The organism is Weissella muntiaci (genome assembly GCF_008107635.1).
GTDB classification, from domain to species: domain Bacteria; phylum Bacillota; class Bacilli; order Lactobacillales; family Lactobacillaceae; genus Weissella; species Weissella muntiaci.
Map to the genome: position 1 here is coordinate 1 of NZ_SDGZ01000020.1, position 12,602 is coordinate 12,602.

The following is a 12,602-nucleotide window of genomic DNA, read 5'->3' on the forward strand; positions in this document are numbered from 1 at the left end:
ACGTTATTCAGTTTTCAATGACCTACGTTGCTTTAGACAACTTTTATATAATATCTCAATCAAAATACATTGTCAACAACGTATTTAACTTGATAATAAATAACTTTCAAATCGTTGTCAGCGTTTGCAACAACGTTAATTATATTACTTAATTGATCATTAAATGTCAAGCATTAAATTAATCAATTTATCATATAAAGATTTATATTGCCTCGCAAAACAACTTTTATAGATTATAAAAAATTAGGCCTTCCTGCAAGCCCGCTTAACCTTTTCTTAATCTAATCTGACCGCAGCCATCATATCGACGTCCAAAAGTAATTCAGCTGCATCACGTGCGCTAACGAAATGCACACCCACTAAATCCAATCTCGTTAAATCGAAGGCCGTAGAATCGACAGCATCGAGCGTATATAAAGAGATAACCTCGTTACCATCCATCCGCCAACCGGCGATTTCACCCAAACGTAGATTATTAGGATCGATTCCTAAGTCCGTCTTCAATCCCGTTAATAATGATCCCAAAGCTGTATCGCCTTCATGTCGATGCATCTTGACAGTATAAAACTGCTGCTTAGGCAATGTATCTGCAACTAAAAAATAACTTTGATCATCCCGTGTAAAAATAATCGTTCCTGCAACTAAAGACATACCTTCTCCTCCATTCATTTACTTAAGACGCCTAAGCGCCTCATTAACCATTTGCGATTTATTGCCAGCAATCGTCATAAAACCGATTGACATATGTGGGCTCGTCCAATAATGATGATACTTAGATCGGCCAGATTCTTCGGTTGGCTTCACGACATTCCTTGAACCATCGATAACCGCCCGCCGCGATAGTGAGATTTTCTGACTATAGTAATCAATATCTAGAATGACGACCTTCAATTCCTGCCCAACCACGAGCTCATCCCCAACATGCTGAATGAACGCCGAACGACATTCCGAAATATGAATCAATCCTTGTGTTTCACGATCAAGTTGTACAAATGCGCCATATGGTTGGATACCTGTCACACGCCCACGTACAGTTTGCCCAATACGAAAATCTTTTAACATTATAATTAACCTCCTTTCATTATTTTTTCATACTATGTATCCGAAAGTTGTAGTCTTTCGGCCTATTTACTTTTATTCCTCAATTGAAGCCTTGATAATTTTTACATCATCAACTGGCTTATCTGCATAATCAACCTTCACCTTTGAAATTGCGTCAATAACGTCCATTCCTTCGATGATATGACCAAAAACAGTGTGGCGCTGATCCAACCAAGGTGTTCCACCATTTTGGGCATATGATTCAACAACTTCGTTATCATAAGCCCCTTTTAGTTGTCGCAACATATCTTTTGGAACACGTGTGGCTTGAACGATGAAAAACTGTGATCCGTTTGTATTTGGACCTGCATTGGCCATCGAAAGGGCTCCTCGTAGATTAAACAATTCCTTCGAAAACTCATCATCAAACTTCTTACCGAAAATAGATTCTCCACCCATCCCCGTTCCAGTGGGATCTCCACCTTGGATCATAAAGTCTTTAATAACTCGATGAAAGATAATTCCATCATAATAACCTTGATTGATTAATCCCTTGAAATTCTCAACCGTCTTAGGTGCTTGTTCCTCAAACAACTTTATCCGAAGAGTTCCCTTTGTTGTTTCTATTACTGCCACTGGGCCAACTGCCTGTGCTAAATCAAGTTGTGGAAATGTCATTCTTTGCCTCCAAAAGTAACGCTTAATTATTCTGTCCAATATTATAACATAGTCTATTTTCATGAAATAATCAGACTTGACTGTTGGACCTATGCTACACTTAATTGTACATAGTTTGATTTTAAAAGATTTGGAGAATTATTAAACATGGCCTTTGTCATTGATCTATTTTTACATCTCGATGTGCATCTAAACACCTTTGTTAATCAATATGGTGCACTATCTTATGCCCTGCTATTTTTAGTAATTTTCATTGAGACAGGGGCGGTAGTTCTTCCTTTCCTTCCTGGTGATTCTTTGCTATTCGCGGCCGGTGCCATTTCAGCAATCCAAGGAAACGTATTAAATCATTATGTTCTTATGATTATGTTTTGGATTGCTGCTTTTGCTGGTGATAATCTTAATTTCTTCATCGGAAGGACAATTGGTTATCGCTTGGTTCGTCATCCAATCCTAGGACGGTTTATTAAAGAAAAACAACTTGTCGAAGCTAAAGATTTCTATGAACGCCATGGTGCCATGGCCATTATCTTCGCTCGTTTCTTGCCAATCATTCGTACACTAGGACCTTTCACAGCTGCTGTCTCTGGATTCAGTTACAAGCGATTTGTTTCGTTAACAGCCATCGCGGCGACTGCCTGGGTGATTATCGGTGTCGAAGCTGGTTACTATTTCGGCCGAATTGAATTTATTCAACAACACTTCACATTAGTAATTCTTGGCATTTTACTTGTGACCGCTTTGCCAGCGATAATCGCTGCTATTCGTTCACGCATCATTAGTAAAAAGCAACAAAAAATGGCTAAATAACAAGCGAAAGAATTATTATTGAGTGACCAAGTTGACTTTGACTTGGTCGCCTTTTTATAAAAAAAGACTCCTGAAATTCAGAAGTCTTTTTTTATTTTGTACAATAAGTACAATCATCGTATTCTATTTTATTGTAGGCATTTCAAAACACGCCTTGAAACTATGCGTTTTGATCAATATTATCCGGATCAATCACAACATTACCGGCTTCAATCTCTTCAAAGGCTTGTCCGATTGGCTTAACAGAATCAAACTTAGCCAAAGTGGGTAGCGCACCTTGCTCAAGATTGTGTGCACGCTTAGCACCAAGGGCAATCAACTTATACCGAGAATCAACTCGCTCTAGCAACTTATCAACAGATGGATATAAAATCATTCTTCTAGCTCCTCAATCATTTCAACATATTCTGGCAAGACACGGTGAACTCGTAAACGTTCTACGTTAATAATATCTTTAATTCGTCGAACTGCCAACTCTACTTCATCATTAATTACGGCATAGTCATAATTTGCCATCATTCTAATTTCAGAAGCAGCCGTCATGACACGCTTTTCAATCACCGTCATATCCTCAGTACCACGCCCAATTAAGCGATCTTTCAAGGCCTGCAAATCTGGTGGCGTAAGGAAAATATATGCACCTTCTGGCATCTTTTCTTTTACTTGTAGGGCACCTTGAACTTCAATTTCCAGCAAGACATCTCGTCCTGCCGCTAAAGTCTGGTCAATAAAACGCTTGGGTGTACCATAATAGTTTCCCACATACTCCGCATATTCTAGCATACCACCATTAGCGATCTCTGTTTCGAATTCTTCCCGACTAACGAAGAAATAATCTTCGCCGTCAACTTCACCTGCCCTAGGTTGCCGGGTTGTCATTGAAATCGAATATTGAAAGTCAATATCCGGCTCCTCAAATAACGCCTTACGCACGGTACCTTTTCCAACCCCTGATGGTCCGGAAAGTACAATCAATACGCCACGTTTCATGCTTGCTACCCCATTTCATATAAATAGTAATAGTTTAAATTCTACCTTGTTTTGCGCTCTTCGACAACAAATATAATACCCCAGTTAAAACTACTGCCATATTGGCGGCCAAATATGGCCTAGATATGCGTCCCTTAGGCAAGGGTAATTGATTTCTCAAGTAACCATGTTCCACAATTTCATCAATAAAGCTCTGGAGGCTATACACCTTAGTTGGATCAACATCTAACAGCACTCCGAGACGTTCTATTGTTGCTAGTCCGATTGCCTGCCTATCACCTGCAAATTTCCCCACAGACTTCGATTCCAGCCATTGCATCCAGAGTAACCACATAGGTGCATTGTTCAACAAATCTGCAATTGGGGCTGTCACAGGATCCGTACTTAGCCAGCGAATCAACTGTACCCCGCCTAACCATTCAACATTAATTTGTTCATTAAACGCATAATAATACCCGCCGTATTGACCTAGTATCTGACGTGTTCTGAGTTGACCAAGTTGTTGATGTCTATGGCTCGCTTCCGGGATAAAATCCAACAGTGGTCCTAACTCCCATGGCGTTCTAATAAAATGTAAATTGACATCATCTGGAACATTCAGATTCATTAGCTTATTATCCATAATCGAAAAGGCAAAGATTTCCTTGGCTCCGTCTGCAGCTGCAAGATTGGCTGGCACATTATTTGAGTATCCACCATCAATATAACGTTTCCCAGCAATCTCAACCGGCGCGACCAGTGGGTAAAAGGCACTTGATGCCAAAATCCAGTCGGTAAGTTCTGTTACCGTCGTTTGCTCCGTTACACGATAGGCCGTCTCCTTCATCGTTGGAAATTCTGTTGCAATTAATGTGAAATCGGCTAATGCCGGCGTTGCCAACTCATGAGCAACTGCTGGCTCAATAACTCTTCTCAAAGAATCCTTATTATAGTAATGCCTAGTGATAAAGTTCTTAGTCAAGTTCTTAGTGAATTGTAAGCGGCTTAAACTGACTTCATCAACCTCATAAACCATCTCAGTAGTTAATTCCGCCCATGTTGCATTTGCGATCGTCGTGTCGAGATGCATTAATGACATGCCGGTAATTGCACCAACTGAAACACCATATAGCATCGAAGGAATAATTCCATTCTCTGCCAACGCTTCATAAGCCCCGGTCAGAAACGCGCCATGTGCACCACCGCCACCAAAAACAAACGCAACTGGATAAACAAATGTCCGCCTCATGGTATCATTCTCGCTATATTTAAACTCAAACTGCTCAAGCCACTTCTGGTCACTCGTAAACAATACCTGTAGTTCAACTGATTGCATCCGTAATTTACTAAAATATGTAATCAACTCCGCCATTACATTATTACGATTTACTCGACTTGCAATTAATGCTGAATGAATCTTAACCTGTCCATCCGTTTCCTTATACAGGACACCACCGATCACCTCTTCATTCTCTACGACGACCATTTTATGCATGTCCACAATACTCAAAGCATCTACATAAGACTCTCGAGCCGCTTTGGCATCTATAAACTGACCGAATAACTGTTGCAAATTTGTTCTTGCCGCATTATTCAAAACTCCCTCACTGAAAATCAAAAGCCCCCCCTTTATCTATAAAAAAGCTTAACGTCGGATAAAGCATCCACGCTAAGCTTAAATTTATCCCCGTCTACGTTGACTTGCGCGCTCCAGAAGGTCACGTGCATTGTCCTTAGCTGCTTCTGTTAATTCATCCCCTGATAACATCCGTGCTAATTCTTCAATCCTTCCCTGTTCGTCCAAACTAGTTAAGGTTGTTTCAGTGCGCTTACCAATAATTTGCTTCTTGATGTAGAAATGATGATCTGCAACGGCTGCTACTTGCGGTAAATGCGTAATCGTTAACACTTGTGACATTTGGCCAATCATCGCAATCTTCTCAGCAATCGCCTGGGCCACACGTCCCGATACTCCAGTATCTACCTCATCAAATATAATCGAGGTAATTCCTTGCTCACGCGCAAAAATAGTTTTCATTGCTAACATCATTCTAGATAATTCACCACCAGAGGCAACCTTAACTAGTGGTTTCGCACTTTCACCTGGATTTGTTTGAATATAAAACTCTACGTCATCTTGGCCAAATTCATTCAACTGGCTCCGCTTAGAAAACTTCGTTGAAAAAATTGCCTTATCCATATATAAGTCAGCCAATTGTTCATGAATTTTTTTATTCAGCTCCTGAGCAATCTTTACTCGTTCCTTATTCAATTTCTCAGCTAATTCCAGCGTTGCCTTTCGTACTAGAGCAACTTCATCGGCTAATTCAGCTGCGGTTCGTTCCTTACCACCCATCTGTGCCAATTCACGATCGACGCCATCTTGATGGGCTAACACATCCGCAATCGTTGTCCCATATTTCCGCTCTAGTGATCGAATCAAGTTCAAGCGCTCTTCAACTTCTTTTAAACGTTCCTCATCGAACTCCATATTATCACGCGTTGAAAGTAGTTCCGAAGCTGCTTCTTGCAATTCATAATATGCTCCCCGGACGGTTTCAGTTAATTCGCGATATTTTGGCGTTAACTCCTCGACCTCTTCCAACGAATTGACCGCCAAGGAAACTGTCTCTAGACCGTTTCCTTCCCAGTCTCCTTGAAGTGCTTCGTATGCTTTTGATAGTGATGTTAATACATCTTGGAAATTCGTTAGCTCTTGATATTCCGACTCAAGTTGCTCCTCCTCACCTTGCTGTAGATTAGCTTCACTTAATTCGCGACTTTGAAAGGTTAACATATCCAGGCGTTGAGCCCATTCTTGTTCATCATTTTGCCGTTTCTTCAAAGCACCTGCAAGACGCCGATACTCATTGAAGCTTGCTTGATACTGTTCTAGCAACTCACCAATTGACTTGCGACCAAATTCATCAAGCAATTTAATATGCCGATCAACATTCATTAACTCTTGATGTTCATTTTGTCCGTGAATATCAACAAGATGACTGCCAATTTCTTTCAGCCCCGCTGCATTCACTAATATGCCATTAACTCGGATCACATTACGACCATTACGATGTAACTCACGATGAATCAATAGTTGATTATCATCCGCCTCAATCCCGTATTTCTCAAGCATTTGCCAGATTGGCGTACCAGGTTCGATATCAATCAATCCTTGTAAAATTGCTTTATCAGCACCTTCACGGATAAAATCGACTGACCCGCGCCCTCCAGTTAATAAACCAACGGCGTCAATGATAATCGATTTACCTGCACCAGTCTCACCAGTCAATACTGTCATCCCTTGCTGAAAGCTCACGTTCAACTTAGGAATAATCGCAAAATTTTGAATTGATAATTCTTGTAACATTGCGCCACCTACCTTTTTAAGCTAGTGATGTACCATCAACATCTTTGTAAAATCTTGGGCATCGACCTTTTCTTTTAAAATAACCAGCACGCCAGCATCGTCACCAATCAAGCCAAAGACGTCATTTAAATTTGCTTCTTCCAATGCCATTTTCAGTGCTGGTCCCGTCCCCGGCGTAACTTTGATCATTACCATATTCTGTTGAGTTGTCACGGTTGTTGTGTCCTCACGCAAAATTAAGCTCAGTTGATTTAAATAATCAGTATCGGACATAACCGCATATGTGAAGCCACCCTCTTGATTAGGAATCTTCACTAACTGTAATTCAGCGATATCACGTGACACAGTCGCCTGGGTCACTTCCCACCCCTGTCCATTCAAATGCTTGACCAAATCCTCCTGCCTTTGAATGCGTTCGGTAAGAACCAACGTGCGAATCGCTTGCTGTCGTGCTTGCTTACTTCGTCGCATCATCTTCCTCCGTTCGGCGTGCATTTAATTGCGCATGGGCAGCCTTCACAACAGCTTCACGTTCAATATGATCCAAAGTTGTTGCGCCTCCATCAAGTTTCAAATGAGCAATGAACTCGATATTCCCTGAGCCACCCTTAATTGGTGAAAAATCCAAACCTACAATGCTAAAGCCACTGTTTTCTGCATACTCAGCAACTTTATCAATAACCGCCAAATGCGTAGTCGGATCCTTAATAATCCCATGCTTGCCAACAGCTTCACGTCCTGCTTCAAACTGTGGCTTAATCAGTGTAGCAACACTTCCATCTGGAGCAAGAATTTTACTTAGTGGTGGCAAGATTAAGTTCAGTGAAATAAATGATACATCAATGGTCGCCCTTGTTGGCTGACCTTGCGTAAAATGATCAAGCTCAGCATATCGGAAATTTGTATTTTCCATGACCACGACCCGTTCATCAGAACGTAACTTCCAAGCCAATTGGTTAGTCCCCACATCTAAAGCATAGACTAGCTTAGCTCCGTTCTGCAATGAGACATCTGTAAACCCTCCAGTTGATGAACCAATATCCAATACCACTTGGTCTTGCATCACAATGTCAAAGACCTGCAACATCTTCTCTAATTTAAACCCACCCCTGGAAACATACGGCATAGGGGCTCCTTTAAGATGTAGCTCTATCGTGACAGGAATCTTCTCGCCAGCCTTGTCCATCCGTTGCTCATTTTCACCCAATACTTCACCAGCCATAATGGCCCGTTTGGCTTGTTCGCGAGATTGAAATAATCCCTGTTGAACAGCCAAAATATCTACTCGTTCTTTTTCAACTGCCATTACTTCTCCACTTTATCAAAATAGTCTAAGAAACTTACCAATAATTCAATATCTGCTCTAGTTTGTTGCTGAATTTCAATTAACGCTGCGTGAGCCAATGCAACCTGCTCCGCCAACGCTTTTTTTGCACCAGTATATCCTAATATTGCCGGATAACTTTGCTTATCCTCATCACCATCTTGTTCAAGGTCATTCAAATCATCTTGAATCTGAAAGGCCAAGCCGTATGCTAAACCAAACCTTCTCAGTATTTCCACCACTGAAACGTCAACATCCGCTAAAATTCCACCGGCCTCTGCTGAATAAGCAATTAATGCCCCCGTTTTCAAATTATGAATCTTTATCACATCCACCAAGTCGATCTCTACAGCGTTAGTTGCCGCCATATCAAGAACTTGACCAGCCACCATCCCTTGCGGACCAGCCGCTTGTGCCAATTTTTGAACTAGTTGCACTTTTATCTGTGTCGAAACTGTGTCACCAACTGTCAACCATTCAAACGCTAAAGGTTGCAATGCATCACCCGCTAGAATCGCCAAGTCCTCACTATATTTGACGTGAGTCGTCGGTTGACCACGACGAACATCATCATTATCCATCGCAGGCAAATCATCATGGATTAACGAGTATGTGTGTATTAATTCCACCGCACCCGCATTCATCATTACGGTTTGCCTTTTTTGCCCGAAAGTCTCAGCGACTGCTAAGGTCAAAAGCGGTCTAATTCGCTTCCCACCATTGGTAACAGCATAGCGCATTGCGTCAATAAGCGATCCGTCACCCAAATCGTCAAAACTCGTCTGAAACATTTGTTCCAGTTCTGGTCGCACAAGTTCCGCATATCCAGCTAATCGCATGATTAATCCTCTATTTCAAAATCGGATGTACTACCATCTTCGTTTACAATCTTTGCTAGACTTTGTTCAGCATCCTGTAAAGTTTTTTGCAAAGTCTTGGTTAACTTGACTCCCACTTCGAATTGTTCCAATGCCTCTTCTAAGGGTACATCGCCCTTTTCTAGTTGTGAAACAATCTGCTCCAACTTGCCCAAATCGTCTTCAAAAGTTGTCTTTGCCATTATTGCTCTTCTTTCTGTGTGATAGTCGCATTAACATGCCCATCGCTCAATCTTATGTCAATCGTTTCGTTAATTTCTACATCATTTATCGATCGAATTAGTCCATCTTCTTTTGTCACCAAACTATACCCACGCCCAAGAATTGCTAATGGACTGACCAAATCTAATGCCTTAGCTGCTCGAATAAATTGTTGTTGCGCTCGCTCAACATATCGTTGCACCAACGGATCCAACTTTGGTACAACGATCTCATAGCGATGACGTCGTTCCTGAACAGTCTTTTGCATCACCTGATACAATCGCTGCTGAACTTGATCCACGCGTTGTAAATGGCCTTCATAAAGTCGCTCGGGTTGTGTAAGCACATAACTTTGCATCAATCGTGTTAATCGCTGCTCCTGCTGGGTGATTTGAACTTGCATTCGTTGTGTTAATCGAGTTTGCAATTGTTGCAAATTATTCCATAAATCAAGTAATTGAATAGGAGTTGCTAATTCAGCGGCAGCCGTTGGTGTAGCAGCGCGCTGATCGGCTATATAATCTGCAATCGTTGTATCCGTCTCATGCCCAACAGACGAGATGACCGGTATCGGCATTGTTAAAATTTCCTGAGCTAGTGTCTCATCATTAAAAGCCCATAAATCCTCGATTGAGCCTCCGCCACGACCGATGATTAATGTATCAATTCCCGCAACTTCTTTCACAGCCTTTAATTGTTTCAAGAGTGAAGGAACTGCGCCTGCCCCTTGAACAACCGCCGGAAATAAAATTACTTCTGCAATTGGATAACGTCGCTGAACAGTCGTCAAGATGTCTCGAATTACCGCACCGCTCGGTGAAGTAATTACCGCGATTTTCTTTGGAAACTTTTGAATCGGTCGTTGCAAGATACCGAAGGCACCAGCCTGTGACAACTTCGCCTTTAACTGTTCCAGTGCTTGGTAAAGCGCACCCACACCATCAGGCTCAATCTTACTAACAATCAAGCTATATGATCCATTTGGTGCATACAAATCGACGTGGCCAACAACATTGACTTTCATCCCTGCTTCAAGCTTAAAGGCCAATTTATCAAATAACCCCTTAAACATTGTTGCATTAATAACTGCCCCGTCATCTTTTAGCGAGAAATACTGATGTCCCGGGCGTTGCCGATAATTCGATACCTCAGCTGTTAAGTACACCTCTTTTAAATATGGATCTCCTGTAAATTTACGTTTTAGATACTTAGTTAAAGCACTAACTGTTAAATATTCTGCCATGCTTGCTCCAATTCGATCTGATGGTGCTGTGCAGCTAACTCAACCGTTGTTTGTAGCAAGGTCGCAATCGTCATTGGACCAACACCACCGGGTACAGGTGTAATTGCTGCGGCAACTTCCTGAGCGGAGGCAAAATCAACATCACCAGTCAGACTACCATCTGCAAGCCGGTTAATCCCTACGTCAATCACCACCGCACCATCTTTCAAAGATGTTCCCTGTATTAAGCCTGCCTGCCCAACCGCGACGATTACTACATCAGCATCTGCAAGCAAATGCATTAATGTATCGCTCGGTGTATAGCGGTGCGCTAAAGTCACGGTCGCATTTGCTTGTTGTAACAGTGCAAACATTGGTCGACCAACCAATATCGAGCGTCCAACAACCAAAGCATTTTTTCCTGCCAGATCAATCTGCTCATGCGCCAACATTGTCATAATACCTCTAGGAGTATTGGCAACTGGATAATATCCAGAACGGTTAGCATACAACCTTCCAATATTTTCGGGATGGAATCCGTCAACATCCTTACTAGGATCAATGGTCTCTTGAATTAGCTCTTCATTAATATGTGCCGGAACTGGACTTTGTACCAAAATTGCGTCAATTTTCGGATCCAGATTCAACTCCTTAATCTTCATCAATACGGTCACTTCGCTCACATCAGCCGTATATTTGATCGTCTGAGCATTCACTCCGGCCTTCTGAGCCGCACGTTCCTTATTTCGTACATAAATTTCACTGGCTGGATCATCACCAATTAGTATCACTGCCAAGCCAGGAATAATTCCTTTTGTTTCTAAGTTTGCGGCTTGCACAGCAACCGCATCACGTAATCGTTTTGCGATTGCCTTTCCGTCGATTATAACTGCCATGTGCCACCTCAATTTTTATTCATTTCTCTGCATAAATCTTACCATAATTTGCTCAATTCTGCTTCCCACAATTAATTATTAATCGACAATTGACCATCATTATTAGTTCTATACTTATTAAAAAACTTGGCATGATTTTCAAGTCATCCCAAGTTAGCTAAATATAACTATTCAATTTTTGATATTCGCTGATACACCATAATCATCAAAACGCCGATCGTCGCATTTGCGCCAATATTTAAACTCATATTGATCGCTCCTTGCATAAATACGAGCCGAGGAAACGAACCGTACACCCACATATCCCCCAAAGGCGCAATAATCAGCCAAACCAAAATATTGGCAATCACCTGCCATAAATTAAAAATCCAAAAACGTCTATTATTCAACTTGACGCTATCAAAAGCCATTCGATGTACTAATAAGCCTAGTAACAAGCCATAAATTCCATCTGCAATTACCCAAGTCCACCAAATCGTGTGTGATCCAACACCACTTAGAATCTGACCAAAAAATGCTACCAAGCCTGCGGCAATCGGGCCAAGTACTACTGCAATAAATGTTAGCCAGGCACTTGAGATCGATACCCCCATTCGATAGGTCGGCAGTGGCAAACCTAAGTAAGCGGAGAATACATAAAAAATTAGGACACCAATTAAAATACCAGCAAACCAGCTGCCAATGGATCTGTTATTCATTCCCTGCCTCCAATTTGGATGTTATTCTGACTCGGCATCATCTTCTGTGTCTGCTATTGTGGCGGCAGCTTGAATCGCCTGGATTTTTTCCGTAAAGAAATTGGTGATTTTGTGTTCCACCGACTCAACATCATCCAAATAAGCTGCAACCGAAGCCGCCAATTCAATTTTCAACCCTGATTTGCTAACTAAAGGATGTTCCACAATCATATAAAGGTTTACATCTTTACTAGGATCATTAATAACAATTTTGCTAATCGCATTTACATAACGCAACGGTAAATTAATCAGACTACTCTCTACACGCAGCGAAATTGGCTCATCCCCAGAGATTATCATCTCTGAACTAATAATCTGACCATCCTTCAATTCCTTTGTTGCGAAATTGAATAAGTCATCCAAGTTGATCTCCGCGGTATCTGCAGCTGTAAAACTCTTACTCTTGATTTGTTCGTTTTTAAGAATCTCAATAAATTCGTTTCCAGTCAATTCCATGTAAAACTCTTTTCCACAAT

At 41.5% G+C, this 12,602-nt stretch carries 16 protein-coding genes; 1 reads left to right on the plus strand and 15 read right to left on the minus strand.

All coding sequences use genetic code 11. The features are described from left to right. Positions 1 to 276: 276 nt before the first annotated feature. From ESZ50_RS08450 to ESZ50_RS08460, 3 genes are all read right to left on the minus strand, one after another. The gene (locus ESZ50_RS08450; RefSeq protein ID WP_148623130.1) at positions 277 to 651 is read right to left on the minus strand and encodes a hypothetical protein; all 375 of its coding nucleotides are present in this window, start codon (positions 649 to 651) and stop codon (positions 277 to 279) included. Positions 652 to 669: 18 nt separating this feature from the next. Beyond that, positions 670 to 1,062 carry a CvfD/Ygs/GSP13 family RNA-binding post-transcriptional regulator gene (locus ESZ50_RS08455; RefSeq protein WP_148623131.1) on the minus strand — a complete coding sequence of 131 codons (393 nt, stop codon included), beginning with the start codon at positions 1,060 to 1,062 and terminating at the stop codon, positions 670 to 672. A 72-nt stretch (positions 1,063 to 1,134) separates the two neighbouring features. Then, a complete protein-coding gene (locus tag ESZ50_RS08460; protein ID WP_148623132.1) occupies positions 1,135 to 1,719 on the minus strand; it encodes a peptidylprolyl isomerase in 585 nt (194 codons plus the stop codon). A 147-nt stretch (positions 1,720 to 1,866) separates the two neighbouring features. Between ESZ50_RS08460 and ESZ50_RS08465 the strand changes: the two genes are divergently transcribed. Further along, positions 1,867 to 2,529, plus strand: coding sequence for a VTT domain-containing protein (locus ESZ50_RS08465; protein ID WP_148623133.1), 663 nt, complete (start codon positions 1,867 to 1,869; stop codon positions 2,527 to 2,529). A gap of 160 nt (positions 2,530 to 2,689) precedes the next feature. Here the strand turns inward: ESZ50_RS08465 and rpoZ are convergent, their stop codons facing one another. The 12 genes from rpoZ to ESZ50_RS08525 all read right to left on the minus strand — a co-directional run bounded on the left by rpoZ (position 2,690) and on the right by ESZ50_RS08525 (position 12,582). Next, positions 2,690 to 2,905: a DNA-directed RNA polymerase subunit omega gene (gene rpoZ, locus ESZ50_RS08470; protein WP_148623134.1), complete on the minus strand. Its 216-nt coding sequence runs from the start codon at positions 2,903 to 2,905 to the stop codon at positions 2,690 to 2,692. Then, a complete protein-coding gene (gmk, locus tag ESZ50_RS08475; protein WP_148623135.1) occupies positions 2,902 to 3,519 on the minus strand; it encodes a guanylate kinase in 618 nt (205 codons plus the stop codon). Before gmk ends, rpoZ begins: the two co-directional genes overlap by 4 nt. 34 nt (positions 3,520 to 3,553) lie before the next feature. Beyond that, positions 3,554 to 5,116 (minus strand): patatin-like phospholipase family protein, encoded by a 1,563-nt coding sequence (locus tag ESZ50_RS08480; RefSeq protein WP_148623136.1) that lies wholly within the window; start codon positions 5,114 to 5,116, stop codon positions 3,554 to 3,556. Positions 5,117 to 5,179: 63 nt separating this feature from the next. Continuing rightward, positions 5,180 to 6,868 carry a DNA repair protein RecN gene (recN, locus tag ESZ50_RS08485; protein WP_148623137.1) on the minus strand — a complete coding sequence of 563 codons (1,689 nt, stop codon included), beginning with the start codon at positions 6,866 to 6,868 and terminating at the stop codon, positions 5,180 to 5,182. A gap of 21 nt (positions 6,869 to 6,889) precedes the next feature. Further along, on the minus strand, positions 6,890 to 7,339 hold the full coding sequence (locus ESZ50_RS08490) for an arginine repressor (RefSeq protein WP_148623138.1): 450 nt from the start codon (positions 7,337 to 7,339) through the stop codon (positions 6,890 to 6,892). Next, the gene (locus tag ESZ50_RS08495) at positions 7,326 to 8,174 is read right to left on the minus strand and encodes a TlyA family RNA methyltransferase (RefSeq protein WP_148623139.1); all 849 of its coding nucleotides are present in this window, start codon (positions 8,172 to 8,174) and stop codon (positions 7,326 to 7,328) included. Before ESZ50_RS08495 ends, ESZ50_RS08490 begins: the two co-directional genes overlap by 14 nt. Next, complete coding sequence (locus ESZ50_RS08500; protein WP_148623140.1) at positions 8,174 to 9,031, minus strand: polyprenyl synthetase family protein; 858 nt, start codon at positions 9,029 to 9,031, stop codon at positions 8,174 to 8,176. The genes ESZ50_RS08495 and ESZ50_RS08500 overlap by 1 nt, the downstream gene beginning before the upstream one ends. A gap of 2 nt (positions 9,032 to 9,033) precedes the next feature. Next, positions 9,034 to 9,252, minus strand: a complete 219-nt coding sequence (locus ESZ50_RS08505) for an exodeoxyribonuclease VII small subunit (RefSeq protein ID WP_148623141.1) — start codon at positions 9,250 to 9,252, stop codon at positions 9,034 to 9,036. Then, positions 9,252 to 10,514, minus strand: a complete 1,263-nt coding sequence (gene xseA, locus ESZ50_RS08510) for an exodeoxyribonuclease VII large subunit (protein ID WP_148623142.1) — start codon at positions 10,512 to 10,514, stop codon at positions 9,252 to 9,254. Before xseA ends, ESZ50_RS08505 begins: the two co-directional genes overlap by 1 nt. Next, on the minus strand, positions 10,499 to 11,389 hold the full coding sequence (locus tag ESZ50_RS08515; protein ID WP_148623143.1) for a bifunctional 5,10-methylenetetrahydrofolate dehydrogenase/5,10-methenyltetrahydrofolate cyclohydrolase: 891 nt from the start codon (positions 11,387 to 11,389) through the stop codon (positions 10,499 to 10,501). The genes xseA and ESZ50_RS08515 overlap by 16 nt, the downstream gene beginning before the upstream one ends. Positions 11,390 to 11,556: 167 nt before the next feature. Beyond that, a complete protein-coding gene (locus ESZ50_RS08520; protein WP_148623144.1) occupies positions 11,557 to 12,087 on the minus strand; it encodes an ECF-type riboflavin transporter substrate-binding protein in 531 nt (176 codons plus the stop codon). 21 nt (positions 12,088 to 12,108) lie between these two features. After that, the gene (locus ESZ50_RS08525; protein ID WP_148623145.1) at positions 12,109 to 12,582 is read right to left on the minus strand and encodes a hypothetical protein; all 474 of its coding nucleotides are present in this window, start codon (positions 12,580 to 12,582) and stop codon (positions 12,109 to 12,111) included. Positions 12,583 to 12,602: the final 20 nt, after the last annotated feature.